Source organism: Enemella evansiae (assembly GCF_004362375.1).
Taxonomy (GTDB): Bacteria; Actinomycetota; Actinomycetes; order Propionibacteriales; family Propionibacteriaceae; genus Enemella; species Enemella evansiae.
Genome location: NZ_SNXA01000012.1, coordinates 248,138 through 274,904, shown reverse-complemented (window position 1 = coordinate 274,904; position 26,767 = coordinate 248,138). Strand labels below are relative to the sequence as shown.

The 26,767-nt window shown below is 69.3% G+C and carries 16 protein-coding genes and 1 pseudogene; 6 read left to right on the top strand and 11 right to left on the bottom strand.

The genetic code is table 11. From position 1 onward, the window contains the following. Positions 1–564: 564 nt before the first annotated feature. Positions 565–1,260 (bottom strand): DsbA family oxidoreductase, encoded by a 696-nt coding sequence (locus C8D81_RS17500; RefSeq protein ID WP_094360029.1) that lies wholly within the window; start codon positions 1,258–1,260, stop codon positions 565–567. A 52-nt stretch (positions 1,261–1,312) separates the two neighbouring features. On the opposite strand from C8D81_RS17500, the gene C8D81_RS17495 reads away from it, so the two are divergent. From C8D81_RS17495 to C8D81_RS17485, 3 genes are read left to right on the top strand one after another with little or no spacing between them, the layout of a single operon-like run. Continuing rightward, positions 1,313–1,912: a DNA-3-methyladenine glycosylase I gene (locus C8D81_RS17495; protein WP_133626483.1), complete on the top strand. Its 600-nt coding sequence runs from the start codon at positions 1,313–1,315 to the stop codon at positions 1,910–1,912. A 9-nt stretch (positions 1,913–1,921) separates the two neighbouring features. Further along, complete coding sequence (locus C8D81_RS17490; RefSeq protein ID WP_094360027.1) at positions 1,922–2,686, top strand: 3-hydroxybutyrate dehydrogenase; 765 nt, start codon at positions 1,922–1,924, stop codon at positions 2,684–2,686. Continuing rightward, positions 2,683–4,176 (top strand): CYTH and CHAD domain-containing protein, encoded by a 1,494-nt coding sequence (locus C8D81_RS17485; protein ID WP_133626482.1) that lies wholly within the window; start codon positions 2,683–2,685, stop codon positions 4,174–4,176. Before C8D81_RS17490 ends, C8D81_RS17485 begins: the two co-directional genes overlap by 4 nt. 46 nt (positions 4,177–4,222) lie before the next feature. On the opposite strand, the gene C8D81_RS17480 is transcribed toward C8D81_RS17485, so the two are convergent. The 7 genes from C8D81_RS17480 to C8D81_RS17445 form a co-directional block, all read right to left on the bottom strand. Next, positions 4,223–5,812 (bottom strand): TROVE domain-containing protein, encoded by a 1,590-nt coding sequence (locus C8D81_RS17480; RefSeq protein WP_133626481.1) that lies wholly within the window; start codon positions 5,810–5,812, stop codon positions 4,223–4,225. 735 nt (positions 5,813–6,547) lie between these two features. Beyond that, positions 6,548–7,780 carry a DUF2207 domain-containing protein gene (locus tag C8D81_RS17475; protein ID WP_094432540.1) on the bottom strand — a complete coding sequence of 411 codons (1,233 nt, stop codon included), beginning with the start codon at positions 7,778–7,780 and terminating at the stop codon, positions 6,548–6,550. A gap of 13 nt (positions 7,781–7,793) precedes the next feature. Next, complete coding sequence (locus C8D81_RS17470; protein ID WP_094360015.1) at positions 7,794–8,993, bottom strand: TerC family protein; 1,200 nt, start codon at positions 8,991–8,993, stop codon at positions 7,794–7,796. Between the two features lie 236 nt (positions 8,994–9,229). After that, positions 9,230–10,813 (bottom strand): hypothetical protein, encoded by a 1,584-nt coding sequence (locus tag C8D81_RS17465; protein WP_166646870.1) that lies wholly within the window; start codon positions 10,811–10,813, stop codon positions 9,230–9,232. 138 nt (positions 10,814–10,951) lie between these two features. Then, positions 10,952–13,486, bottom strand: a complete 2,535-nt coding sequence (locus tag C8D81_RS17455; RefSeq protein ID WP_133626479.1) for a hypothetical protein — start codon at positions 13,484–13,486, stop codon at positions 10,952–10,954. Positions 13,487–13,598: 112 nt separating this feature from the next. Next, positions 13,599–14,909: an amidohydrolase gene (locus C8D81_RS17450; protein WP_094405638.1), complete on the bottom strand. Its 1,311-nt coding sequence runs from the start codon at positions 14,907–14,909 to the stop codon at positions 13,599–13,601. Continuing rightward, on the bottom strand, positions 14,899–16,479 hold the full coding sequence (locus tag C8D81_RS17445) for an acyl-CoA mutase large subunit family protein (protein ID WP_094360007.1): 1,581 nt from the start codon (positions 16,477–16,479) through the stop codon (positions 14,899–14,901). Before C8D81_RS17445 ends, C8D81_RS17450 begins: the two co-directional genes overlap by 11 nt. A gap of 166 nt (positions 16,480–16,645) precedes the next feature. Between C8D81_RS17445 and C8D81_RS21985 the strand changes: the two genes are divergently transcribed. Both C8D81_RS21985 and C8D81_RS17435 read left to right on the top strand, forming a co-directional pair. Further along, a complete protein-coding gene (locus C8D81_RS21985) occupies positions 16,646–20,089 on the top strand; it encodes an ExeM/NucH family extracellular endonuclease (protein WP_133626478.1) in 3,444 nt (1,147 codons plus the stop codon). 210 nt (positions 20,090–20,299) lie between these two features. Next, positions 20,300–21,238: a type IV toxin-antitoxin system AbiEi family antitoxin domain-containing protein gene (locus C8D81_RS17435; RefSeq protein WP_094432530.1), complete on the top strand. Its 939-nt coding sequence runs from the start codon at positions 20,300–20,302 to the stop codon at positions 21,236–21,238. 190 nt (positions 21,239–21,428) lie between these two features. On the opposite strand, the gene C8D81_RS17430 is transcribed toward C8D81_RS17435, so the two are convergent. The 3 genes and pseudogenes from C8D81_RS17430 to C8D81_RS17420 all read right to left on the bottom strand — a co-directional run. After that, complete coding sequence (locus C8D81_RS17430) at positions 21,429–22,667, bottom strand: phosphotransferase (protein WP_094405635.1); 1,239 nt, start codon at positions 22,665–22,667, stop codon at positions 21,429–21,431. A 16-nt stretch (positions 22,668–22,683) separates the two neighbouring features. Beyond that, the gene (gene trpS / locus C8D81_RS17425) at positions 22,684–23,703 is read right to left on the bottom strand and encodes a tryptophan--tRNA ligase (RefSeq protein WP_324252526.1); all 1,020 of its coding nucleotides are present in this window, start codon (positions 23,701–23,703) and stop codon (positions 22,684–22,686) included. 46 nt (positions 23,704–23,749) lie between these two features. Then, a pseudogene (locus tag C8D81_RS17420) lies at positions 23,750–25,112 on the bottom strand (hemolysin family protein); the annotation flags it as partial. 118 nt (positions 25,113–25,230) lie between these two features. Here C8D81_RS17420 and C8D81_RS17415 point away from each other — a divergent pair. Beyond that, on the top strand, positions 25,231–26,364 hold the full coding sequence (locus C8D81_RS17415) for a GNAT family N-acetyltransferase (RefSeq protein ID WP_133626477.1): 1,134 nt from the start codon (positions 25,231–25,233) through the stop codon (positions 26,362–26,364). The last annotated feature ends 403 nt before the right edge of the window (positions 26,365–26,767 follow it).

Below are 26,767 nucleotides of genomic sequence, written 5' to 3'. Positions count from 1 at the left end.
GGGCTGCGGCCACCTCCGCTCATCGAGTAGCAGCCCGTGCGCAGCGAAGCGGAGCAATGGGCTGCGTGTCGAGATGAACCAGCCGAGTGATGTATACCGAGGCGGCGCGCCGGTTCTCGCATGGAAGTTCGGTTCTCGCATGGTGTGCGATGCGAGAACCGAAGTTCGATGCGAAAACCCAGGGCGTTCATCTCGACACGCAATCCCGGCTCCGCTTCGCTATGCCGGGATTGCTACTCGATGAACGTGGTTGCGCGGCTCTCGGAAACCGTCGGCCCGCTGAACCCGCCTCGCTGAACCCTCCGAAATCTGCGGCTCGATTCCCGATTGGTGCTCAGATCGGCCGATCCCGCGATCGAGCCGCAAATTCCGCAGGCTGCGCCACCTCCGCTCATCGAGTAGCAGCCCATGCGCAGCGAAGCGGAGCAATGGGCTGCGTGTCGAGATGAACCCCGCCCGAGAAGCTTCATCTCGACACGCAATCCCGGCTCCGCTTCGCTCTGCCGGGATTTGCTACTCGATGAACGTGATTGGCACCGCTCAGCCGGCGGAGGGAGAGGCAGGTCAGCAGCCGTCGGGGCCGCAGGCCTCACCGGAGCCGCCGATGTCGATCAGCTGATCGGGACGGTGGGCGTCCCAGGCCTTCTGCAGGGCGGCCTCGAAGACCTCCTGCGGCTGCGCCCCGGAGACCGCGAAGCGGCCGTCGAAGAGGAAGAACGGCACGCCCTGGATGCGCAGCTTCGCGGCGCGCTGCTCGTCGGCGCGCACCTGCTCGGCGTACTCGTCGGAGGCGAGCAGCGAGCGCACCCGGTCGGCGGGCAGTCCGATCTCCTCACCCAGACGCTGCAGTTCGGCCTTGTCACCGACCGCGACGCCCTCTGTGAAGTAGGCCCGCAGCAACCGCTCGTACGCCTCCTGCTGCAGCCCGAGCTCGGCGGCCAGGTGCACCAGCCGGTGCGCGTCGAAGGTGTTGCCGAACCGGGCCTGCTGCCAGTTGAAGGTGAGCCCCAGGGACTCCGCGCGGGCGGCGATCTGACGCTGCGACTGCTCGGCCTGCTCGGCCGGCATCCCATATTTGGCGGCGATCTTGTCGACCAGGCTGCCCTCGACGACCGGTTCGATCGAGGGGTCCAGTTCGAAGCTGCGCCAGCTGATGGTGATGTCGTCGGCATGCTCGAAGCCGGCCAGGGCGTTCTCCAACTCGCGCTTGCCGAGGTAGCAGAACGGGCACACGATGTCGGACCAGATCTCGATCTCCATGATCGGTGCAACCCCGCGCGGCCGAGATTTCTTCCCGGTACGCTCGGCCGACATGAGCAGCGATGTGGTGATCGGTGACGACGGCCTGGCCCGCCCGGCCTGGGCGGCCCGCGATCCGCTGCTGCGGGACTACTACGACACCGAGTGGGGCATGCCGGTGCGCGACGAGCACGGGCTGTTCGAGCGGCTCAGCCTCGAGGGTTTCCAGTCCGGGTTGAGCTGGGCGACGATCCTGCGCAAGCGGGAGAACTTCCGTGCCGCGTTCGCCGGTTTCGACCCGGACCGGGTGGCCGCCTTCGACGACAGCGACGTGGCACGCCTGCTGGCCGACGCCGGCATCATCCGCAACCGGGCCAAGATCCTCGCCACCATTGGCAATGCGGCGGCCACGGTGGCGCTGCGCGCCGACGGTGGACTGGAGGAGTTCATCTGGTCCCACCAGCCGGCCGACACCCCGCGGCCGCGTACCCTCGCCGAGATCCCCACCCGGTCGGCCGAATCGCTCGCCCTGTCGAAGGCACTGAAGAAGCGCGGCTTCCGATTCGTCGGCCCGACCACGATGTACGCGCTGATGGAGGCCGTCGGGATGGTCGACACCCACCTGGTCGACTCGCACCGACGCGGCAGCTCGGGGGTCTGGGCCGACCGGTAATCTGTGCCCATGTCGGAACAGAATGCGACCCAGCCCCTCGCCGGCCGGCGGGCGATCGTCACCGGCGGAGCCTCCGGGATCGGCGCCGCGACCTCGCGTGCCCTGGCCGAACACGGTGCGCAGGTGGTGGTCGCCGACCTCAATGAAGCAGCCGCCGAACAGCTCGCCGGGGAGATCTCCGGGGAACCGTGGGTGGTCGACCTGGGCGACACCGGGCAGCTGGAGGAGCTGCGGTTGGAGGCCGACATCCTGGTCAACAACGCCGGCTTGCAGCAGGTCACCCCGATCCAGGACTTCGACCCGGAACGCTGGCGGCTGCTGAACCGGGTGATGCTGGAGGCACCGTTCCTGCTGATCCGGGCCTGCCTCCCCCACATGTACGCCCAGTCCTTCGGCCGGATCATCAACGTGTCGTCGGTGCACGGACTGGTCGCCTCGGCGTACAAATCCGCTTATGTGGCAGCGAAACACGGACTCGAGGGTCTGTCGAAGGTGACCGCACTGGAGGGGGCCGAGCACGGTGTCACCAGTGTCTGCGTGAATCCCGGGTATGCCTGGACCGGGATCGTCGCCAACCAGGTGCCGGATCAGGCGAAGGCGCACGGGATGAGCGAGGACGAGGTGGTGGAGAAGGTGATGCTGGCCCCGCACGCGGTGAAGCGGTTCGTCGACCCGGGTGATCTGGGCCAGCTGATCGCCTTCCTCGCCGGGCCCCACGGCAGCATGATCACCGGCAGCGATGTGGTCGTCGACGGCGGGTGGACCGCGCGATGACCCCGAAGCGGAGCACCGAGACCGAGCGCAAGTTCCGGATCGACGCCGACCAGCCGATCCCCGAGCTGGGTGAGGTCGTCACCCTCGGCAAGCGGAAGACCTATCAGCTGAGCGCGGTCTACTACGACACCCCGGATCTGCTGCTGGCGCGCAATCGCCGCACCCTGCGTCGGCGGACCGGCGGCCATGACTCCGGCTGGCATCTCAAGCTGCCCGGGGACGGTGACAGCCGGACCGAGATGCAGCTGCCACTCACCACCGGCTCGCGGGCCCGCTTGGTGCCCGAGGCGCTGCGCGCGCAGGTCGCGGAGGTGATCGGCGAGGCTCCCCTGGTACCGGTCGTCGAGCTGCGCACCCGGCGCACCGAGATCCAGCTGACCGGGCCCCGCGGCGGTTCGCTGGCCGTGCTCTGCGATGACACGGTGACCGCGACCCGCCGGGGCACCGAGGAGTCCTGGCGGGAGCTGGAGGTCGAGCTGACCCGCGGCGATGAGGAGCTGCTGGAGCGGGTCACCGAGGTGCTGGCCGCCGGTGGCGTACCGGTTTCGGCATCGGTGTCGAAGCTGGTGCAGGCGATGGGTGAACGGCTGGCCGAGGCGGAGGAGCCTCCGCGTCCCCGCAAGGCGTCCACGGCCCGGGTGCTCGGTGACTACCTGGCCACCCAGGTCGGGGTGCTGCAGGCGCTGGAACCGCAGGTCCGGGCCGGTGAGGTGGAGCCGGTGCATCAGGTACGCGTGGCGACGCGGCGGTTGCGGAGCACGCTGCGCACCTTCCGGTCGGTGCTGGATCGCGAGGTCACCGATCCGCTGCGCGATGAGCTGAAGTGGTACGCGGGCCTGCTCGGCGCGACCCGCGACCCGGCGGTGCTGGCCGAGCTGCTGCGGGCCGAGGTGGCCGATCTGCCGGCGACCGCGGTCGTCGGCTCCGTCGACACCCAGCTCGACCGGGCGCTGGCCGAGCAGCAGCAGGCGGCGCATCAGCTGCTCCTCGCGGCGATGGATTCGCCGCGCTACGCCCGGTTGGGCACCGCGCTGATGGAGCTGATCGCCGAACCGCCCTTCGGTGAGTACGCCGGAGCGCGCGCCAAGGGGGCACTGCCCGAGTTCCTGGAGCGCGCGGACCGGCGGGTGCTGAAGGCCTGGAAGAAGGCGCGGAAGAGCGCGGACGAGGCATCCGGTCCGGCCTGGCATCTGGTCCGCAAGCGGGCCAAGGCCGCCCGCTACGCCTGGGAGGCTGCCGCACCCACGCTCGGTGCGGACGCGGCGGAGATCGCGACCGCCTGGAAGCGGGTGACCCAGACCCTCGGCATCGCCCAGGACTGCGCGCTGGTCCGTGAGCAGTTGCCGGGGCTGGCTGCCGCGGCGACCGCTGCCGGGCAGTCGGCATTCACCCACGGGGTGTTGTTCCAACTGCAGTCTGAGCGTGAAGAGACCGCCCGCACCGACGGTGTGCAGGCCCTGCGGGCCGCCCGGAAACTCATCCAGGGTTGAGTTTCCGAGCGACCCGGGACGCCGGTTTCGACCCGATGGCGCCTGCTCAGCCGGCGTCACCAGTGATGAAGTCGGCCAGCACCGCGGGCGCCGAGGCGTCGAAGCCGACCACATCGAGCATGCCCGGGTCGTCGGGTACGGCGATCGTGGAACCGGTTGCGGTCATCCCGACCACGATCAGCTTCGCGTCGATCCCGGTCTGCTCGCGGTAGCGCTGCAGCGCCTGGTGCGGGTGCTCGTTGCCGTACCAGGTCTCGTTGTCGGTGTAGACCACGAAGGCGTCCACCGCCAACTTCTCCCGCAGCGCGTGCTGCATCGGCAGCGCGCAGTCGGTCGCACCCATGGGCACCCGTCCCATGGCCGACAGCGCGTCGTCCAGTCGCTGCCGCGGGGTGACCGGCAACGGCACCAAGCGGTGCGAGAAGCCGAGCAGCTGGTACGCCGACTCGGTCCGGGCGGTGGCCAGCGCCATCGCGGCGGCCGCCTCCCGCGGGGTGATCGGCGTACCCGCGATCTGCCCCCAGCCCATCGAACCGGAGACGTCGACCGCGAGCAGCAGCCGCTTGCCGGTGGGCCGGATCGCGGCGAAGGACTTGTCGAACGCCTGATCCAGGGCATCGACCAGCTGCGGCACCGGCTGCCAGGTGAGCGAGCCACGCACCCCACGCCCGCGGGCGTAGGTGCGCTGCGCGATCAGCACCTGCAGCGGGTGCACCCGGGCCGCCCGCAGCCGATCCGCATCGGTGAGCTGGTCGGCCACCAGCTCGGTGAGCTCACGCCCCTGGCCGAGCACCCCGAGCTTGGTCAGCCGGCCGAGCTGACGCAACAGCGCGGTCATCGGCATCCCCTTGCGGACAAGGGTTTCCCAGACCTCGGGCCGCGCCAGCGCCCGATCCGGGAGCATCTCCCAGGTCAGGTCACCGGCGGTGATCAGCTCGGCCAGTTCGGCACCGGTCGCCTGCTGCGCCGCGGCGTACGCGGCCACCTGCTGCAGCCCGTCGATCCCGGACACGTCGGTGCCACGGACCACCCACTCGAACAGCGCCCGACGGGCCTCGTCGGTGGTGGCCGGGTGGGCCAGCCGGAGCAGGTCACGGTGCGTCCAACCGGCCCGCGAACGGTACTTGACGGTCTGGTACGCGACCTTCTGCAGCGGCTGATCGGCGTACCAGGACGCGACCGCGCGACGCAGCCCACGACCCCAGCCGCGGAACTGCTCGACGTAACCGGTGAACAGGAACAGCTGGGTGCCGGTGCGGGCGATCTCGGGCAGCATCGCCAGCGCCTGCCGACGGTGCGGCTCGTCGCAGCGCGCGGTGGCGGCGGCCAGCGCGAACAGCGTCGGCTGCTGCCGCGGCGCGGCACCGGACAGCGAGACCTCGCGAATCGTTGCCAGCAAGGAATCCGGATCATCGGTGCAGAGCCGGAGCAGCACCTCGGCATTGTCGAGCGTGAGCTCGGGGGCGTTGGTGTAGTAGGTGCCCGAGTCGGTACCGAGCACCAGGAACCGGCGCAGCCGGGCCACGTCGTCCAGGACGAAGGTGTGGCCACCCGCGGCGTTCGGCCGCTGATCGGGGTGTGCGAGCATCGCCTGCGGGGTACGCCGCAGGTTGATCAGCTTCAGGATGTCGACCATGGTGGTTCCTCCTCCACGGTGCTCGGTGATTGGTCAATGGTGCTTGGATTGTTGGGCGGTGCGGGCATGGGTGTGACGACCGGAATCCCCGCCGAATGGGCGAGAGTGGAATCGAACCAGGTATGCCAGATAACCGATCATCGTCGGCCCGCACCTGTCGCGAACGGCCGGGCATGGTGATGGCTCCCGGAAGTGAAATGCTCTACCACTGAGCTACGCACCCGAAGGTGGGCGGGAGTCGAACCCGCGGCCTTTTCATCCTGTGACAGAGGTAACCGAGCTCCTCCGGCCCGGCCGCTCCGCGACTCATCCAGTATGAGCCGCACTCCCGGGCCGCGCATCCGATTTATCGCAGCACCCACGTTCATCGAGTAGCCGACCACGCCGAGCGGCCTCCCCCACGTTCATCGAGTAGCCGACCATGCGGAGCGCCAGCGGAGCAATGGTCGGCGTGTCGAGATGAACCGCACCAACCGGTGGCTCCCGTGAAACCACCCTCCGGTGCTCGAAACCCCTGCTGCAGTGGGGGTTTCACGCAAGTAGGGGTGGTTTCACCACGGGCGCTGGCTTCGACTCGCTCGTACCTCGCTCGCTCAACCGGCGTACGGGTTCATCTCGACACGCTCGCTGCGCGAGCTACTCGATGAACGTGGCGGGGCCGCTCGCTGCGCGAGCTACTCGATGAACGTGGTGGGGCGCTCGCTGCGCGAGCCACTCGATGAACGTGGCGGGGGCTCAGCCGCAACCGTCGCAGCCACCGAGGTCGAGGTCGCAGCCGTCGCAGCCGCCGAGGTCGGGGAGGTCGAAACCGTTCGCGGAGTCGACGAAGCTGTCCACGCTGTCGGTGAAGCCGCTCAGCACGTCACCGATCCCGGCGTCACCGATGTCCAGACCGCCGAAGAGTTCCGGCAGGTTGAACAGGTCGAGGTCGCCGTCGGTGAGCAGATCGAACCACATCAGGTCGAACAGCGCGTCGCCGGCGGTGTAACCACCGGCCACCCCGAGCTGGGCCTGGTAGCGCTTCGCGACCTCGCCGAACACCTTCGCCCAGTGGTCCGCGACGCCGAAGACGATCGCGTAGGGCAGATAGCGGCTGAAGATCTCCGAGGCCTCCTCGAAGCGGATCTGATCGGCCTCGGCGGTGGTCAGATACTGCTTGAACCCGCGGGCCTGGATCGCGACCGCGGTCCCGGTGGCGGTGCGCCCGACCCGGGCCCGGCGCCCGACCAGCAGCAGCACCAGGCCGCCGACGACGGCCGCGATCGGGCCGGCCAGCGCCCACCACTCCGCCCGCAGGGTGAGCGCCAGGGAGACGGTGAGCAGCCCCGCGATCAGACCGAGGATGAGCAACAGGGTGCCCCAGATGCGCAGCTTGCCACCGGAGGCGGCGGGATGCCGCGGATACCAGCCGTTGGCGACGACCTGCCGGTAGAGGTCCACCTGGGCCTCGCGCATCGCCTGACCGGCGCCCGCCTGCAGATCGGACATCCGCACCCTGGGTCCGGTGCGGAACAGGCCGCGCAGCAGCGCCGCCTCGAACGGCCGAGCATCGGCCGGCGGATTGGGCAGCGCCTCCAGAATCCAGTCCTGCTTGGCCTTCCGGCCCCTGCCGCGGCCGTCCTGCTGCCCCGCCTCCGGGGCACCCACCGACTGGATCCGCAGGAACCCGCGGACCGCGAGATCGATGATGGTGGCGGTGACATCGCGCATCTCGGCGTGCCCGTCGACGATGGTGCCGACCAGCCCGGGCGCCAGATCGCGCGGCGGCTGGAACTGCACCGCCACCGCCCCGGCGTACTCCCGGCCAGGCCGCACCCGTTCGACGCGGACCGGCTGGCCGGGCGCCGGCAGCAGGCCGGGAGTGGGACCGATGAAGATCTCATCCCGGCTCCGCTGCCAGGCGACGACGGCGACCGTGACGGCGACCAGCAGGAGCAGGACGCCGACGGCGACGATGACCACGTTCACCTACCGGATCATCTCACGACTGGGTCTCGGCCCGATCGTGTTCGCGATGCGCCTCGGCGATCAGCTCCGCGGTCTCCTGCTCGTGATCCTTCACCCAGACCCGCTGCTTCTCATCGAGCTCGCGGAACTGCCGCTCCTCCTCCAGCAGCTTCTGGTAGTTCTTCTCCCGCAGCGCAGGATCGGACTCGTAGTCGGCATCCAGGTACTGCTGGGCATGGCGCCGGGCGTTCTTGGCGATGCTCAGTGCCCGGCCCTTGGGGCTGAGCAGGGAGGCGATCACGGTGACGGCCAGGACGCCGATGATCACGCTCAACGACAGGCCGGTGGTGATCTCGACGACGTTGACCTTCTCGCCGTCGTTGATGAACGGCACGTTGTTCTCGTGCAGTGCGTGCAGGATCAGCTTGACGCCGATGAAGCCCAGGATCGCGGCCAGCCCGTAGGACAGGTAGATGAGCCGGTCCAGCAGGCCGTCGATCAGGAAGTACAGCTGGCGCAGGCCGAGCAGCGAGAACGCGGTCGCGGTGAACACGATGAAGACGTTCTGGGTGAGCCCGAAGATCGCCGGGATCGAGTCCAGCGCGAAGAGGATGTCGGTGCCACCGATCGCCACCATCACCAGCAGCATCGGGGTGAGCATCTTCTTGCCGTCCTTGACGGTGAAGAGCTTGTCGCCGTCGTACTCGTCGGAGGTGTGCAGGAAGCGGCGCGCGATCCGGATGATGAAGTTGTTGGCCTCATCGTCGTCGTCCTCGTCCTGCGCCTCCTTTTTCAGCAGATTGCCGGCGGTCAGGATCAGGATCAACCCGAAGAGGTAGAAGATCCAGGCGAAGCTGTTGATCAGCGCGGCGCCGACGGCGATGAACGCGGTCCGGGCGATCAGCGAGAACACGATGCCGAACAGCAGCACCTTCTGCTGGTCCGCGCGCGGCACCTTGAAGCTCGCCATGATGATCAGGAAGACGAACAGGTTGTCCACCGACAACGCCTTCTCGGTCACGTAGCCGGCGAAATACTCCTGGCCCATGTCGGTGCCGCCGAAGATCCAGACGCCGATACCGAAGAGGATCGCGATTCCGACGTAGAGCGCCGACCAGATCGAGGCCTCACGCAGCGTCGGGGTGTGCGCCTTGCGGACATGGAAGAAGAAGTCGAAAAGCAGGAGCGCGACGATGCCGACGATGGTCGCGATCCAGACCCAGGTGGGGACCACAGCTCTCCTCGACCGGCGCGCAGAGGCAGTACGCCACCGGTGTGTCTTGAGTTCGTTGGTCGGCCGTCCGGATGGGGGCCGCTGCCTTCAGCGTGAAGTTGCAGCGGATGTTGACCTGTCAATCATACGCGGGTCATGCCGGGAACGGGCAAATCATGAGGGAATATTCCCCGAACAGCGAGACGGGCCGCCGGGAGGCGTACGCCCCGGCGGCCCGTCGCTGTCGGTTCAGCAGGTCACCGCCACTGGACCTGCGCCGGGCCGAGGTTGTTCCAGTCCCGGAACTGGTAGAAGATCCAGCCACCCTGGTACTGGACCCCGAACTCGGTGCGCCCGTCCGGCAGATCCTGCACATAGGGGTTCAGCGGGTAGCCGAGCCGGCCGGTCTCCCAGCCGTAGCGTCCCCAGGGCTCCATGAACTCCTGGGGCACGGCCGAGGCAGGGGTCTGCGGCGACCAGTAGATGTGGTCGTTGCCCTCGAAGACCTGTCGGCAGCCACCGTTCTTCATCCCGCAGATCTCGTCGGTGGTCGGGTAGCCGAAGTCCTGCTCCCAGCCGTAGCGGCCCCACTCCTCGCGGATCGCGCCCTTGACGAAGTGCGCACCGGTGTTCGGCGACCAGTAGATCGAGCCGTTCTGGAACCGCTGGCCGCAGCCGCCGGCCCGCAGGCCGCAGAACTCGCCGCTGGTCGGGTAGCCGAGGAAGCCGGTCTCCCAGCCGAGCGATCTCCACTTGTCGGCGATCGCCCCGCGTACCTCCTGGGCGCCGGTCCGCGGGGACCAGTAGATCGAACCCTTGCCGAAGGTCTGGAAGCAACCGCCGTCGCGCAGCCCGCAGTTCTCATCGCTGGTCGGGAAGCCGAAGCCGTTCTCCCAGCCGAGCTGACCCCACCGGTCGAAGATGGAGCCGCGGACGAAGTGCGCGCCGCTGCTCAGGCTCCAATAGATCTTGCCGCCCTGGAAGTTCTGGAAGCAGCCCCCGGCGATCCAACACTGCTCATTGCTGGTCGGGTAGCCGAGGAAACCGGTCTCCCAGCCGAGCGAACCCCACTTCTGGGCGATCACGCCGCGGATCCACTGCGCCCCGGTCTCCGGCGACCAGTAGATCGAGCCCTTCTGGAAGGTCTGGAAACAACCGCCGCGGACCAGGCCGCAGTTGAGGTCACCGGTCGGGTAACCGAGGATCCCGCTGGCTCCGCCGGCCGAGACATAAGTGCCCCAGACCCGTTGGGGCACCACATGGGTGCCACCGGCGGGCGAATAGTAGATGTCCCCGCCCTGGAATCCCTGGAAGCAGCCGTCCTTCATGCAGAACTCGTCGATGGTCGGATAGCCGAGCTCACCGGTCTCCCAGCCCTGCCGGGCCCAGAGATCCTTGATCAGACCGCGGGTGAAGTGTGCCCCGGTGGCCTGGGTCCAATAGATCGAGCCGCCCTGGTAGTGCCGGAAACAGCCGCCGTCCTTCAGCCCGCAGGCCAGGCCCATGGTGGGCTGGCCGAGGAAACCAGCGGCACCGCCCAGGTCGGCGTACTTCTGGTCGACCGGATGCAGCGGGGTCGGCGTGGGCGTCGGGGACGGTGTCGGGGACGCGGTCGGCGTGGGTTCAGCACTGGGTGTGGGTTCCGCGGTCGGTGTCGGCTCCGCCGTCGGCGTCGCGGTCGCCTGACGCTGCTGGACGGGGGTGGCCGTGCGGGTCGGTGTGGCCGTGCGGGTCGGTGTGGCCGTGGGGGTTGGGGTCGCCGTGGGGACGGCGTACGCCGGGGCGGCGGCCAGCGCGAGCGTGGCCACCACCGCCAACGCGGACAGGGTGGATCTGATCATGGTTGCTCCTGAGCGAACGGCGCGCCCGATCGCGACGCCGGCGCAAGATCTATCAGCGCCGGCGCCCCACCCGCCGGGAGTTGGCCAAACCGTGACCTGACCCTCAAGCCGCCCTGCAGACTGACCGTCCGGGCAGGATCAGCCGCTGGCACCCCCGCTGGCCGCCCAGGTGATGGTGCCCTTCTGGAAGCTCTGCCGGCAGACCGCCTGGGGCGTACCGGAGTTGGTGCAGCTCTCCCCGGAGGTCGGGTAGCCGAAGCGACCGGCCTCCCAGCCGTTCGCACCCCAGTATTCGCGGATCGCGCCCCAGACCGGCCAGGCACCCGAGGGGCCGCTCCAATAGATCGAACCGCCGGTGAAGGTCTGGAAGCAGCCGCCGGCGATCCAGCACTGCTCGTCGCTGGTCGGGTAACCGAGCCGGCCGCCCTCCCAGCCGTTGGCACCCCAGCTGTCCCGGATCGCACCGCGGATCCAGTACGCCCCGGTGGCCGGGCTCCAATAGATCGAGCCGCGCTGGAATCGTTGCAGGCAACCGTTTCCGGCGAGTCCGCAGTATTCCTGCCCGGTCGGATAACCGAGGGTGCCGTTCTCGAAACCGGTCGCATCCCACTTCTGCCCGATGGCGCCCTTGACCGGGTTGGCGCCGAGCTGCGGGGTGTAGTACATCCGGCCCTCGCCGAACCGCTGCCAGCAACCGCCCTCGCTCAACCCGCACATCTCGCCGCTGGTGGGCCAGCCGAGCATGCCGTTCTGGGCGCCGAGACTGTTCCACCGCTCGGCGATCCGGCCCCAGACCGCGTGCGCGCCGGTCTTCGCGCTCCAACCGATGCTGCCACCGGTGAACTCCTGCCGGCAGCCGCCGTCGCGCAGGCCGCAGATCTCATCACCGGTCGGATACTTCAGGGTGCTCTGTTCGGCGCCGACGGCCTGGTATTCCTTGCCGACCTCGCCCCAGACCGGGTGCGCATCGGTCGGCAGGCTCCAGTAGATCCGCCCGCCCTGGAACTGCTGGTAGCAGCCGCCACCGGCGAGTCCGCACTGTTCGTCACCGGTCGGGTAACCGAGCCGGCCGTTCTCCCAGCCGAGCGAACCCCACTTGTCATAGATCCGGCCCCTGACCTGGTGCTCACCGGAGTTCGGCGACCAGTAGACCGCCCCGGTGGCGAAGTTCTGGAAGCAGCCGCCGTCGCGCAGCCCACAGTTGCGCGGGCCGGTCGCCGAACCGTAGCGCGGGTCCCAGGTGAAGCTGCCGGAGCGGCTGAAACCGTTCTGCACGGTCAGCGTGACCGCGGTGCCGTTGCTCGGCGCGGTGAAGGTGAAGCTGCCGTCGGCGGCCACCTGGGCGACGGTCCCGTTCGCCCCGTCCACCCGCACGGTGGTACCCGGGGCGATGGTGTCCCCGCGATCCACCGGTACCCGGCCGGTGACCGTGCTGCCCGGCGCGGCGGGCGGCGCGGACGGCGTACCCAGATAGATCTCGATCTGGCGGCCCAGCTGCTGCCGGTAGACGGCCAGATCGGAGCCGAAGGAGTATTCGACACCGCCGTAGTTGCCGCCGGCGCTGAGCACCCCGACGGCCTTCAGCCCGCTGACCATCGAACCGCCGGAATCACCGCCCAGGGTGGTCATCGGGGTCTCGAAGCCGTTCACCCAGCGGACATCGTCGTCACCGCGGAAGCCGTAGACCGCGAACGGCCCGACACCGGTGATCGTGCTGCAGCGCCAGGATCGGCTGGTCCGCCCGGAGTCGCAGACCGGGGCGCCGACGACCGGGGTGACCACCCCGGTGACCTTGGACTGGCCGCCGTAGGTGTCCACCAGCGGCCGGAGGTCCTGCTGGGCGCCGCCGAAGATCGAGATGTCGGTGCCCGCGGTGGACTGGGTGTTGGTGGCGTTGTTGGGCCCGCCGAACTGGGAGAAGGTGCGGTTGCCCAGGAACTGGCTGCGGTCGGCCTCCAACCAGGCCTGATCGACGCTGTTGTCGCGGGTGCAGTGCCCGGCGGTCAGCATCTCCTGCCGACCGCTGGTGTCGAATCCGGCGAAACCGACCGAACAGAGCACCCCCGCCGGGGTACCGACCCAGCCCTGGCCGCCGAGCACCACGGCGCGGCGTTCGGCGGGCCGGCCCGCGCGCACCTCGACCCCCGGGTTCTGCTCGGCGAACTGCTGCGGGGTGACCGCACGACCGGACCGGTTGGTCCGGGCCCGGTCCGGCTGGTCGACGGTGACCGTCCAGCCGTCGGCGGTGACCTGCAGCGCGGCCAGCCCGTCCGGGCCCACCTCGGTGAGGTACTTCTGCAGCATCGGGTCCGCGCTGGCGGCGCGCCGACCGGCGGCGGTCACCCGGGCCCCCTTGGCGCGGGCCGCACCGTCGACCTTGCTGCCGTCACCGGTGACCACGATCTGGCTGCCCTGCAGCACCACCCCGCGATACCCGGGGGTGCCGGCCAGCTGCCGGTCCAGCTCGCTGGCCCGTTCGGCCTGGGCGCCGCGCGTCAGGTATTCCTCCCAGCTGATGCCCAGATCGCGGCGGACCGCCTGCTGCAGGGCCGGGTCCGGGCGGTCGGTCGGTTCGGGGGTCGGGGGTGCGGCGTACGCCTGACCGGCGAGACCGGCGGCGAGGGCGCCGGCGGCGGCCAGACTGAGCAGGCCGCGGGCGAACCAGCGGGACATGGGTGACTCCTCGGGAAGCGGGGGGTGGTGTCACCCACAGCCTAGAGCCGGATTTCGTCGACTGGCGAGGCCTGACCTCGACCCGTCGGTGAGAGTGCGCTCAGCCCGGGGGTCAGCTCGCGGGCCGCTTGCGCGGGGGTGCCGGATCGCCGCGCAGCGCGACCAGCGCGGACAGCACGCGCACCCCGATCGCCAGGCACTGCTCGTCGACGTCGAACTCCGGGCGGTGCAGATCGGGCCAGTCCTGCTGACCGAGGGGGCGTACGCCGAGCCGGCCGAGCGCACCCGGCACCCGCAGCAGCATCTCGGAGAAGTCCTCCCCGCCCAGCGACTGCTCGGTCTCCCCCACCCCGTCGACACCGAGCATGGTGCGCACCGCCTCGGCGAGCCGGGCCGTGCCGCCGGGATGGTTGACCGTCGGCGGGATGCCCTCGGAGCGGTCCACCTCGACCTCGACGCCGTAGGGCGCGGCCACCTGGGCGATCAGTTCGGGCACCAGGTCCCGGGCCCGCTGCCAGCCCTCCAGCTGCAGGCAGCGCAGCGTGCCGGACAGCTCACCGGTGGCCGGGATCGCATTCGCGGCATTGCCGGCCCGCACCTGACCCCAGACCATCGAGGCGCCGACCCGCGGGTCGATCCGCCGCGACAACAGGGTGGGCACCTCGGTGATCACCGCACCGATCGCCATCACCAGATCGGCCGACAGGTGCGGCCGGGAGCTGTGCCCGCCGGGGCCGATGAAGCGGACCGAGAACCGGTCGCAGGCCGAGGTGATCGCGCCGGTGCGCAGCGCGACCCGGCCGACCTCGGTGCGCGGATCGCAGTGCAGCGCGTACACCTCGCGGAGCTCGTCGAGCAGACCCTGGGCGACCATGTCGCTGGCGCCGCCGATGGTCTCCTCCGCGGGCTGGAAGAGCAGGCGTACCCCGCGCTGCAGCAGTCCCTCGTCACGCAGCCGGGCCAGCACCGCGGCGGTACCGAGCAGCACCGTGGTGTGCACATCGTGACCGCAGGCGTGCGCCACACCCTCGTGGGTCGAGCGGTAGGGCACGTCCTTGGTGTCCAGCAGCTGCAGGGCGTCGATGTCGGCGCGCAGCCCGATCCGCGGGGTCCGGCGCTGGCCACGCGGCAGCACGTCGACGTAGAGCCCGGTGGACACGTCCAACCCCTGGGGTTCCAGATCGAGGGATTCGAGTACGCCGCGGATCCGGGCGGTGGTGCGGTGCTCCTCGCGGCTCGGCTCGGGGTGGGCGTGCATGTCCCGGCGGTAGGCGATCAGCCGTGGTTCCAGCTCGGCGACCACCTCGTCGATCCGGGCGGCCACCGCCGTGGGGTCGGTCCGTTCCCGGCCGGCGCGCGGAGGTTGCTGGTCCTCGATCACCCCGCCACCGGCCGGTGCGGCCGCCTCCTGTTCAGAACGCATCATTCGGTTCGTAGACTCCCCAGACTTCTCGTAGCGCATTGCAGACCTCGCCGACGGTGGCCGACAGCCGCAACGCCTCCTTCATCGGGTAGAGCACATTGTCGCTCCCCCGGGCCGCCTCCTGGACCGCCACCAGCGCGGCCTTCACCGCGGCATCGTCGCGGCCGGCGCGCAGCGTCGCCAACCGGGCCGCCTGCTGCTCCCCGATCGCCGGGTCGACGCGCAACGGCTCGTAACGGTCCTCTTCTTCCATGGTGTACCGATTCACCCCGACCACAACCCGTTCGCCGGAATCGATCTCCTGCGCGATCCGGTACGCCGAGGTCTCGATCTCGTTCTTCTGGAAACCCTGTTCGATCGCCTTCACCGCGCCGCCGAGCTCATCGACCCGCTCGATCAGCTGCCAGGCCTGGGCCTCCACGTCGTCGGTCAGCGACTCCACCACATAGGACCCGGCGAACGGGTCGACGGTCTTGGCGATATCGGATTCGTAGGCGATCACCTGCTGGGTACGCAGCGCCAGCCGCGCCGACTTGGTGGTCGGCAACGCGATCGCCTCGTCGAAGGAGTTGGTGTGCAGCGACTGGGTGCCACCGAGCACCGCGGCCAGTGCCTGCACCGCCACCCGCACCATGTTCACCTCGGGCTGCTGCGCGGTCAGCTGCACCCCCGCGGTCTGGGTGTGGAAGCGCAGCATCTGCGACTTGGGGTTCTTCGCACCGAAGCGTTCGGTCATGATCTTCGCCCAGATCCGGCGGGCGGCGCGGAACTTGGCCACCTCCTCCAGGATCGAGGTGCGGGAGACGAAGAAGAAGGAGAGCCGGGGCGCGAAGTCATCGACCGCCAACCCGGCGTCGATCGCGGCCTGCACATAGGCGATGCCGTCGGCCAGGGTGAACGCGATCTCCTCCGCCGGTGTGGCACCGGCCTCGGCCATGTGGTAGCCGGAGATCGAGATGGTGTTCCAGCGCGGGATCTCGGCCTTGCAGTAGGCGAAGATGTCCGAGATCAGCCGCAGCGAGGGTTCCGGCGGGAAGATGTAGGTGCCGCGGGCGATGTACTCCTTGAGCACATCGTTCTGGATCGTGCCGGTGAGCCGGGCGGCCGGCGTACCCTGCTCCTCGGCCACCAGCTGGTAGAGCAGCAGCAGCACCGCGGCCGGCGCGTTGATGGTCATCGAGGTGGACACCTCGCCCAGATCGATGCCGTCGAAGAGGATCCGCATGTCCTCGATCGAGTCGATCGCCACCCCGACCTTGCCGACCTCGCCGGCGCTCAGCGGGGCGTCGGAGTCGTGGCCCATCTGGGTGGGCAGATCGAAGGCGACCGACAGGCCCATGGTGCCGTTGGCGATCAGTTCTTTGTAGCGGGCATTGGATTCGGTCGCGGTGCCGAAACCGGCGTACTGCCGCATCGTCCAGGGTCGCTGGGTGTACATCGTCGGATAGACACCGCGGGTGTAGGGGTAGGAGCCCGGCTCGCCGAGCTGGGTCGCGGGATCGAAGTCGGCGAGCGAGTCCGCGTCATAGACGGACTTGAACTCGGTTCCGGATTCGGTCTGACCGCTCATGGGGAGCACCATACTCGCGCCCCCGGCGGTTGAACTCAGGTAACGGCCTGACGGACCGCCGGTGAATCTTTGGCACCGTGGAACTTGCGGGGTCCCCAGACCGGCGCCGAGCCGATAGCTTCTGGTTGTTCCACGCCCATCCACCAGACCCGGGGAGCCCTCACCCATGACCAAGTCACGGATCCGACCCACGACGCGGATCAGACCGCGCGCGGCGCTCGCGGCGGTGGCCAGCCTGCTCTGTGCCGGCTCGGCCCTGGTCGCGACACCGGCGTACGCCGCACCGGTCGCGCCACAGCCCACTCCGAACCCGACCTCGACCGGCGGCACCGCTGCGGCCCCGGCGGCCCCGGCAGCCCCGAAGGCCAGCGATCACCTGGTGATCAACGAGGTCTACGGCGGCGGCGGCAACTCCGGTGCCCCGCTGAAGAACGACTTCATCGAGCTCTACAACCCGACGGCCGCCGCCATCGACGTCACCGGGTGGAAGCTCGAATACTTCTCCGCCAGCGGCGGCTCCGGTGGCACCTGCACGCTGACCGGCACCGTGCAGCCGACGGCGTACTTCCTCACCCAGCAGGGTGCCGGCACCGGTGGGGGTGCGGCGCTGCCGACCCCGGAGGTGACCTGTGGGCTCGCGATGTCGGCGTCCAGTGGCGCGGTGCAGCTGACCGATGCCGCCGGTGCGGTGGTGGACCTGGTCGGTTACGGCACCGCCAGCCGGTTCGAGGGTGCGGCCACCCCGGCGCTGACCAACTCCACCTCGGCGTTCCGGACCGTCCCGGGTGAGGACACCGACAACAATGCCGCCGATTTCCGGACCGGTGACCCGAGCCCGACCAACGGCGGCGGCAGCACGCCCCCGCCGACCACCACCCCGACCCCGACGGCCAGCCCGACCGCCACCCCGACGGCCCCGGTCACCCCGGGTGCACCGGTGCCGATCGCCGAGGTGCAGGGCCCCGGTGACCGTTCGCCGCTGGTCGACCAGACCGTCACCGTGCGCGGGGTGGTCACCGCCAACTACCCGACCGGTGGCTTCAACGGCTTCTATCTGCAGACCCCGGGTTCGGGTGGTACGCCGAAGGCCGCCGGCCAGGCCTCGGACGGGGTGTTCGCGTTCGGCAACACCTCGGTCGAGGTCGGCCGCTGCTACGACGTCACCGGCAAGGTGACCGAATACCCGGGGAGCGCGACCAGCGGCGCCCAGTCGCTGACCGAGCTGACCGGGATCACGCTGTCCGCGGTGGAGGGCTGTGCGCCGGTGGTACCGACACCGCTGGCCACCCTGCCGGTCACCGATGCCGACAAGGAGGCGTACGAGGGGATGCTGGTGCAGCCCGCCGGGACGTACACGATCTCCGACAACTACCAACTGAACCAGTTCGGCCAGCTCGGGATGGCGTTCGGCGACAAGCCGCTCTACACCCCGACCGACCGGGTGCCCTACCAGCAGGCGGCGGCGTACGAGGCCGAGCAGGTGAAGAAGCTGATCACCCTCGACGACGGCTCCAGCTGGAACTACCAGACCAACGCCACCGCGAAGGGATCGCCGCTGCCCTACCTGTCGCAGGAGACCCCGCGCCGGGTCGGCTCGCAGCTGGAGTTCACCAAGCCGGTGATCCTGGACTATCGCTTCCAGTGGAACTTCCAGCCGACCGGGCAGGTCGTCGGCAGTGGCTCGGACCTGATCCCGATCACCAGCGAGAACGACCGGCCCGCCGCACCGCCGCAGGTTCCCGGTGAGCTGAAGGTCGCCACCTTCAACATCCTCAACTACTTCACCGATCTGGGTGAGCAGGAGAACGCGGTCAAGCCGTGCAACGCCTACACCGACCGGAACGGTACGCCGGTCACCGCGCGGGACTGCGAGGTGCGCGGCGCCTGGACCCCGAGCGCGTTCACCGATCAGCAGAACAAGGTGGTGAAGGCGATCAACACCTCCGGGGCCGATGTCATCGGGCTGATGGAGGTGGAGAACTCGGCCGGGCTGACCTGGATCAAGCGCGACCGGGACTACACCCTGAACCACCTGGTGGAACAGCTGAACGCCGCCGGTGGCAACTGGGCCGCGGTACCGAGCCCGCTGGTCACTCCCAGCGGTGAGGACGTGATCCGGACCGCGTTCATCTACAACAAGGGCAAGGTGGCCCCGGTCGGGGCCTCGCAGATCCAGCTGGACGATGCGTTCGCCAACGCCCGTTACCCGCTGGCGCAGGAGTTCCGCTCGACCAGCACCTCGCTGAACTTCGTCGCGATCGCGAACCACTTCAAGTCCAAGGGCTCCGGCCCCGACGACGGCACCGGGCAGGGCAACTCCAACCCGGCCCGCAAGGAGCAGGCGACCGCGGTGACCGGCTGGGCGGAGCAGACCTTCGCCGGCAAGCCGGTGCTGCTGATCGGTGACTTCAACTCCTACAGCAAGGAGGAACCGGTCCAGATCATCGAGGCGGCGGGATACAAGAACGTCGAGAACCCCGATGAGCCGACCTACCAGTTCGGTGGCCGGGTCGGTTCGCTGGACCACATCTTCGCCAATGCCGAGGCCCAGAAGCTGGTCTCCGGTGCCGGGATCTGGGCGATCAACGCCGCGGAGTCGGTGGCGATGCAGTATTCGCGGCGCAACTACAACGTGACCGACTTCTACACCCCCGACGTCTGGGCGGCCTCCGATCACGACCCGGCGCTGGTCGGGTTGCAGGCGGCCGGTGGTCCGAACCCGACACCCACGCCGACACCGACCCCGACACCCACGCCGACCCCGACGCCCACACCGACCCCGACGCCCACGCCGGACTCGCCGATCACCGCCAAGTGGAAGTCGCTCGGCGGCGAGCAGGGACCGGTCGGTCCGGCCCGGGGACCGGAGAACTGCGGGCTCCGCGACGGCGGCTGCTTCCGCTACTTCGCGGGCGGCGGGATCTATGACTCGAACTCCACCGCTCCGCAGTGGGTGCGGGGCGCGATCCTGGACAAGTGGGCCAGCCTCGGCTGGGAGACCGGCCAGCTCGGCTACCCGACCTCGGACGAGTTCTGCGGGCTGCGTGATGGTGGCTGCGCGCAGCGTTTCCAGGGCGGATTGATCTACTTCACCCAGGCGACCGGTGCGCATCCGGTCTGGGGTGCCATCGGGGAGCGGTACGCGAGCATGCGCTGGGAGACCAGCATCCTCGGCTACCCGACCGGCGATGAGATCTGCGGGCTGCGCGATGGTGGTTGCACCCAGCGCTTCCAGGGCGGGCTGATCGCCTGGAGCCCGGCCACCGGTGCGCAGCCGGTCTACGGCGCGATCTACGACCGGTACGCCCAGCTGGGCTGGGAGACCAGCCAGCTCGGCTACCCGATCGAGGGCGAGTTCTGCGGCCTGCGTGACGGCGGCTGCGCCCAGCGCTTCCAGGGCGGGATGATCCACTACTCGCCCTACTCCGGCGCCTGGGCGACCTGGGGCCTGATCGGTGACTACTGGGGTTCCACCGGCTGGGAGACCGGCCGCTACGGCTACCCGACCTTCCGGGAGGTCTGCGGGCCGGTGAACGGCGCCTGGGAGTGCAAGCAGAACTTCCAGGGCGGCACGATCACCTGGAACTCCGCACGCGGGATCAGCGGCTGAACCGTTGACGCGCTGAGCGGGCCCCGGGACCAATCGGTTCCGGGGCCCGTTCGTTCCTGCACCCGTTCGGTTCATCGTGCACCCACTGCACGCGCGAGGATTGGGTGCACAGTGGACCCAACGGGTGCAAGATCAGAAGTTGTCCACAGATTTCGGGCCGAAACCCGTCCCACCGCCCCATCGGCGCCGGAGTTGCGCTGGGCTGGGTGGATGTTCATCACCAGCAAAGAGCTCGCGGCCAAGGGGCTTCGACCCCATGAGATCAGGATCGAGGTCGCCGCGGGCAGGCTCATCCAGGTGCGCCGCGGTGTCTATCGCACCCCCGAGTCGGACGGTGCCAGCTCGTCCGATGCCGGGCCAGGTGCCCGAACCGCCAAGGAACTCGAGCACCTGCAGCGCATCGAAGCGACGGTGCCCCGATTACGACCGGGCGCCTGTCTCAGCCACCTCTCTGCGGCGCTGGCCCACGATCTCCCGGTGCCCGACACGATGCTCGGCCCGGTGCAGATCACCCGCCCGGGGGCCAGCGGCAAGGTCGGTGGCTCCCTGCATCTGCACCGCGGCAGGGTGCCGACCGACCATGTCGTGGCCGGTGAGCACGGACCGATCACCTCGCTCGCCTGGACCGTGATGGATCTGGCGCGCGTACTCCCTCCGATCCATGCCGTTGCCGCCGTCGACAGGGCACTGGCCCGTGGGCTGGACCGCGCCGAGGTGCTCGAACTCCTCGATGAGCACCGGGCACCCGGCAATGTGACGGCCCGCGAGGTGGTGCGCTTCGGGGACGCGGCCAGTGAGTCGGTCGGTGAGTCACACTCGCGCTGGCTGATGCATGAGCTCGGGGTGCCCGCGCCACGGTTGCAGGTGAAGATCTACAACGAGGAGGGCGACTACGTGGCCCGCCCCGACTTCCTCTGGGACGACTGCCGCGTGGTCGGTGAGTTCGACGGACAGATCAAGTATGGCCGGATGCTGAAACCGGGCCAGGACATCTCCGAGGTGATCCTGTCCGAGAAGCAGCGCGAAGAAGCTCTGCGCCGCCAGGGGTACTGGGTGATCCGGTGGATCTGGCGCGACCTCGACGATCGCGAGGCCTTCCGCAAACTGCTCACCCGCGGCCGCCAGCTGGGCTTCCGCGCCGGGGCGTGAAAAGCCGCATCGCCGATCTTGCACCCGTTCGGTTCATCGTGCACCCACTGCACCCGCAAGGAACGGGTGCACAGTGGACCGAACGGGTGCAAGATCGCTGCGCTCGACCAGCCGCCTCATCTCGACACGCCCGCCATTGCTCCGCTGGCGCTCCGCATGGCGGGCTACTCGATGAGCGGGGGTCCCGAACTCAGAGGACCTGGGAGACCAGGGTCTCGGCGGCGTCAACGATGCCGACGGTCTCGGCCTGCCAGTTCTGCTCCTGGCCGCGATAGGGGCCGGTGGCGAGCGAGATCACCACGGCGGCGGCGCGCAGCCGCAGTTCGGTGGGGTCGACGCGCTCGTCGAAGACCGGTACCCAGGTGGCGAGCAGGTGCCGGACCCGGGCGGCCTGCTGGGCGTTCATCCGCTGCACGGTCGACAGGTGCGCGACCAGGCAGGCCAGGTCGTCGGCGCGCCGACCGGGGCCGATTGTGTCCACATCGAGCAGCCCACAGATCTGCCCACCGGCCACATGGATCTGCCCCTCGTGGAAGTCGCCGTGGGTGGGTTCGTCACCGAGCGGCACCGAGGCCAGCCCGTTGCTGATCTCATCGGCCAGCCAGCGCAGCCGGTGCTCCAGGGTCGGCATCGCCTGGGTGACCATCTCGGCGTAGTGCCGCACCGAATCCGACCAGGGCGCCCGCCGCGGCAACGCCGCGACCTGCCGGGGCATCGAGTCCAGCACCCAGATCAGCTGCTCGGCGGTGCAGGGCGGTTCGGGATCGAAGATCGCCTTGCTCAGCGGGATTCCCGGCAGTTCGTCGAGCACCAGCAGGCAGTCACCGGTGGCGGCCGCGACCCGCGGTGCCGGTACCCCGGCCGCGCGCAGCATCTCGTGGCGGTGGCGCACCTCGCCGAACAGCGCCTCGCGCAGCACCTTGACATAGAACACGGTGCGCCGCGGGCCCTGCGGGGTGGGCAGTTCGGTGGTGGCGCGCAGCACCGCCCGCCGCCTGGGCCGATAACCGATCATGTCCAGCCGCACGCGTTCGGGGGGCAGCGGTACGCCGACGACACCGGACAGCAGCTTCGCCATCTCCTCCGGGTACGCCGCCCGCGCCAGTCCCGGCAGATCCGGGTCGCGCGGATACAACCAGACCACCGCCTCGCGATCACCGTCGGCGAAGATCTCCGCGCGCTCGTCGGTCGGCGTACGCCCATGCGCCCGGGCGCTCACCCCGAGCAGCTCGTTGCGCCGCCCGAACGGCCAGTCGACGACCGCGGTGTAGGTCGCGGTGGTGGACTGGCTGGGGTTGGCGTCCACATGATCCAGCGACCAGCTGACCAGCGTGCCGCCGGCGTGCGAGACCGCCGCGGCCAGCAGTGGGGCCACCTGATCGGTGGTCAACAACCGCGAGCCGTCGGGGTCGTGCAGGGTGGCGCTCATCTGTTCTCCGGGTCGTTCACCCCCGGGCCGGGGGCTGCAGCAGCCCGATCTTGTCATAGACATCGGTCAACGTGGCGGCGGCGACCTCGCGTGCCTTCTCCGCACCACGGTCGAGCAGCCGCTCCAGCTCGGCCCGGTCGTCGAGCAGCTCCATCGTCCGGGCCCGGATCGGGCCCAGCACATCGAGCACGGCCTCGGCGACACCCACCTTCAGATGGCCGTACATCTTGCCCTCGTAGTCCCGCTCCAGCTCCGCGATCGGCGTACCGGTGATGGCCGCCTGGATGTTCAGCAGATTCGACACCCCCGGCTTGGTGGCCTCATCGAAACGGATCTCGGTACCGGAATCGGTGACCGCGGACTTGAACCGCTTGGTGATCACCTTCGGCTCGTCGAGCAGATCGATCCGGCCGTTCACCGACGGGGTGGACTTGGACATCTTGATCAGCGGGTCCTGCAGATCCTGGATCTTGCCGACCGACTTGAGGATGTGCGGGCCCGGTACCACGAAGGTCTCGCCGTAGCTGCCGTTGAACTTCTCCGCCAGATCCCGGGTCAGCTCCAGATGCTGGCGCTGGTCCTCCCCCACCGGCACCTTGTCGGCCTGGTAGAGCAGGATGTCGGCGGCCATCAGGATCGGATAGATGAACAACCCGACATTCGCCGAGTCGGCACCGTGCCGGGCCGCCTTGTCCTTGAACTGGGTCATCCGCTCGGCGCGGCCGAAGCCGGTCAGCGGGGCCAGCGCCCACATCAGCTGGGTGTGCTCGGGCACCTGCGACTGCACGAACACCACCGAGCGCTCAGGGTCGATCCCGGCGCCGATGATCTGTGCGGCGGTGACCAGGCTGCGTTCGCGCAGCACCTCCGGCTTCGGGTTCTCGTTCAGTGCGTGCAGGTTCGCCACCCCGAAGAACGCCTCGAACTCGTCCTGCATGTCCACCCACTGCCGCAGCGCCCCCAGGTAGTTCCCCAGGTGCATCGAGTCGGCACTGGGCTGGGCCAGGGAGAGGGCGCGGGGCTTGGCGTTCTGCATGCTGCTCATTCTGCTGGGTACGCCGCCCGGGTCGCCAATCAGTTCGTCGCCGAGCCCTCGGTCCGCGGGTGGTCGGTGCGCGGGGCGTCGGTGCGCGGGCTCTCCAGCCGCTTCACCCGGATCCGGGCGGCCCGGCGGCCGTCCAGGTCGGTGACGGTGAACAGGTAGCGCCGCGGGGTCGGCTCCTCGACCTCGGCGTCCTCCAGCGGGATCAGCTCGGTCTCGAGTTCGGCGCCCAGGGTCGGCAGCTGGCCGCGGCGGGCCATGAACCAGCCGGCCAATGTGTCGTAGGGGCCCTCCTCCAGCCGCAGCCCGGTCTGGTCGGCGAAGTCCTCCAGCGACAGCAACCCGTCGACGACGCGCTCGTGCACCGGGGCCGGCACCTCCTGGGTGACCACGTCGTATTCGTCGGTGATGTCGCCGACCAGTTCCTCGACCAGGTCCTCCATGGTGACGATGCCGGCGGTGCCGCCGTATTCGTCGCGGACGATCGCCAGATGGGCGGCGTTGCGGCGCATCTCGCTGAGCGCGTAGAGCACCTTGACCGTCTCGGGGAAGGCGAGCACCGGCCGGGCGTACTCGATCACCGGGGTGGAGCGGGTCGCGACATCGGGGTCGAAGAGGTCGCGGACGTGCACGAAACCGGCGATGTCGTCGGCGGAATCGCGCATCACCGGGTACCGGCTGTGCGGTGCGTCGGCCATCAGCCGGACCGCCTTGTACGCCGGCAGGTCACCTTCGATGAAGTCGACCTCGGTGCGCGGGATCATCACCTCGCGCAGCGACCGCTCCCCCGCATCGAAGACGTCGTCGACGATCCGTCGCTCCTCCGGGCCCAGCGTCTGCGAGGTGGCGAGCATCGAGCGGATCTCCTCGTCGGTGACCTCCTCGCGGGCGGCCCGCGGGTCACCGCCGAGCACCCGCACGACGACGTTGGTGGAGACGCCGAGGAACCAGATCACCGGCCTCAGCACGGTCGCGATGCCGTTCACCATCGGCGCCAGGGCGAGGGAGAACCCCTCGGCGCGCTGCATCGCCAGCCGTTTCGCGGTCAGCTCGGAGAGCACGATGGAGAAGTAGGAGATGACGATCGTGATCAGCACCAGCGCGGTCAGGTCCGCCGCACTGTCCGGCAGGCCGAGGCGTACCAGCTGGGGAGCCAACGAACTCGCCAGGGTCGCGCCGCCGAAGGCCGAGGACAGGAAACCCGACAGCGTCACCCCGATCTGGACCGCGGAGAGGAAGGTGTTCGGATTCGCCGCCAACCGGGCGACCGTGGCACCCCGCTTGCCGCGATGGGCGAGCTGTTTGATCTGGCTGTCCCGCAGCGAGACCAGCGCCATCTCGGCACCGGCGAAGATGCCGCCGATGACGATGAAGACGAAGATCAGCAGGATATCGGTCAGCACGCGGCCACCCCGGGCCCGTCATCGGTCAGGCTCTGGGCGGAACCGGGTCTATGACACTCCTGGTCGCTGATCATGGCGCCAAGAATAAACCGCTGGCGGCGTGCGATTGAATCACAGCATGGCAACCGAACAGGCACCCCAGGGTTGGCCGGACACCGTACCGACGCTGATCGACACCGAGCGCGGGGTCACGCTGCGCGCCCACACCGAGGCCGATCTGCCCGGGATGGTCGAGCAGTCCCGGGATCCGGAGACGGTGCGCTGGACGACGGTGCCCACGCCGTACGCCGATTCCGACGCCCGGGACTTCGTCTTCGGGGTCATCGCCACCCGGGTCGACGCGGGCGGGACGATGAGTTGGGCGGTGGAGGCGGAGATCGAGGGGGTACGCCGCTACTGCGGCACGATCGACGTGCGCTTCGAGGTACCGGGGCGGGTGGCACTCGGGCTGGCCGCGCACCCCTCGGCCCGCGGCCGCGGGATCATGGCTGCCGGCTGCCGGCTGGTGCTGGACTGGGCGTTCGACGAAGCCGGGGCGCGGACCGCGACCTGGCTGGCGTTCGTCGGCAACTGGCCCTCGCGCTGGCTGGCGGAGTCGCTCGGCTTCCGGGTGATGGGCACGCTGCCCGGGTACTGCGGGCAGCGTGGTGAGCTGGTCGACAGCTGGATCGCGATCCTGCGCGCCGGCGATCCGCGGGGCGGCGTACCGCGGATGCCGACGCTCGACCTGGCCGAGCGCGGGCTGCGGTTGCGACCGTTCAGCGAGGCCGATCTGCCGCGGATCGTCGAGGCGAACAGCGATCCGCAGACCCAGCACTGGATGCCGCAATTGCCGTACCCGTACGAAATGCCGGCGGCCGAGCATTTCCTGGACTGGTGCCGGGAGGGTGAGTCGCGGCAGGACCAGTGGACCTGGTGCGTCGCCGACACCGGCACGGATCGCTGCCTGGGTGCGGTCACGCTGTTCCGGCTGCGCGACGACGCGGCACACGGCGAGCTCGGTTACTGGACCCACCCGGATGCGCGCGGTCGACGGTTGACCGCCGCCGCAGTGGATGCGGTCGCCACCTATGCCCTGGGCCCGGACGGCCCGCACCAGGCGCTGACGATCCGCTGCGCCCGCGGCAATGCCGGCTCCCAACGGGTGGCCCTGGCCGCCGGTTTCGCCGAGACCGGTTGGCTGACGGGTGCCGAACGGTTCCGCGACGGCAGCCGCGATGACCTGCTGGTGTTCTCCCGGTACGCGGGGTGAGCGCGATACGTTCATCGAGTAGCCCGGCGGTGCCGCCGCGAACCAAGGCAGCGCCGGGCGTGTCGAGATGAACGCACCTCTTGACCCCCGAGTAGCGACCATGCGGACCCTTCGGAGCAATGGCCGCGTGTCGAGGGGGCAGCCAACCATCGGCTATTCGGCTGTCGGCTGGCAACCTTGCTGGCACGGCGTATTGGCACCCAACCGATCAACGAGCGCAACGTGATCGCACACCCCATACGTAGGTGCACCCCCTCCTTGTTTCGATGAGAATCTCATGAATTAGCAACTTTTCATCCATGCCTTGACGGCCACCGAGACACCACCTAACGTGGTCAATAAGCAGGATACAAATCGACACTTGGCCAAGCAATCTAAAAGGCAAAGTCTGACAACCCAGATG

What these genes read in the sequence shown, in the direction of transcription:
- C8D81_RS17500 (WP_094360029.1), bottom strand. Translation starts at nt 1,260, where the DNA reads ATGGAGATCGAGATCTGGTCCGACATCGTGTGCCCGTTCTGCTACCTC.
- C8D81_RS17495 (WP_133626483.1), top strand. Translation starts at nt 1,313, where the DNA reads ATGAGCAGCGATGTGGTGATCGGTGACGACGGCCTGGCCCGCCCGGCC.
- C8D81_RS17490 (WP_094360027.1), top strand. Translation starts at nt 1,922, where the DNA reads ATGTCGGAACAGAATGCGACCCAGCCCCTCGCCGGCCGGCGGGCGATC.
- C8D81_RS17485 (WP_133626482.1), top strand. Translation starts at nt 2,683, where the DNA reads ATGACCCCGAAGCGGAGCACCGAGACCGAGCGCAAGTTCCGGATCGAC.
- C8D81_RS17480 (WP_133626481.1), bottom strand. Translation starts at nt 5,812, where the DNA reads ATGGTCGACATCCTGAAGCTGATCAACCTGCGGCGTACCCCGCAGGCG.
- C8D81_RS17465 (WP_166646870.1), bottom strand. Translation starts at nt 10,813, where the DNA reads ATGATCAGATCCACCCTGTCCGCGTTGGCGGTGGTGGCCACGCTCGCG.
- C8D81_RS17455 (WP_133626479.1), bottom strand. Translation starts at nt 13,486, where the DNA reads ATGTCCCGCTGGTTCGCCCGCGGCCTGCTCAGTCTGGCCGCCGCCGGC.
- C8D81_RS17450 (WP_094405638.1), bottom strand. Translation starts at nt 14,909, where the DNA reads ATGCGTTCTGAACAGGAGGCGGCCGCACCGGCCGGTGGCGGGGTGATC.
- C8D81_RS17445 (WP_094360007.1), bottom strand. Translation starts at nt 16,479, where the DNA reads ATGAGCGGTCAGACCGAATCCGGAACCGAGTTCAAGTCCGTCTATGAC.
- C8D81_RS21985 (WP_133626478.1), top strand. Translation starts at nt 16,646, where the DNA reads ATGACCAAGTCACGGATCCGACCCACGACGCGGATCAGACCGCGCGCG.
- C8D81_RS17435 (WP_094432530.1), top strand. Translation starts at nt 20,300, where the DNA reads ATGTTCATCACCAGCAAAGAGCTCGCGGCCAAGGGGCTTCGACCCCAT.
- C8D81_RS17430 (WP_094405635.1), bottom strand. Translation starts at nt 22,667, where the DNA reads ATGAGCGCCACCCTGCACGACCCCGACGGCTCGCGGTTGTTGACCACC.
- trpS (WP_324252526.1), bottom strand. Translation starts at nt 23,703, where the DNA reads ATGCAGAACGCCAAGCCCCGCGCCCTCTCCCTGGCCCAGCCCAGTGCC.
- C8D81_RS17415 (WP_133626477.1), top strand. Translation starts at nt 25,231, where the DNA reads ATGGCAACCGAACAGGCACCCCAGGGTTGGCCGGACACCGTACCGACG.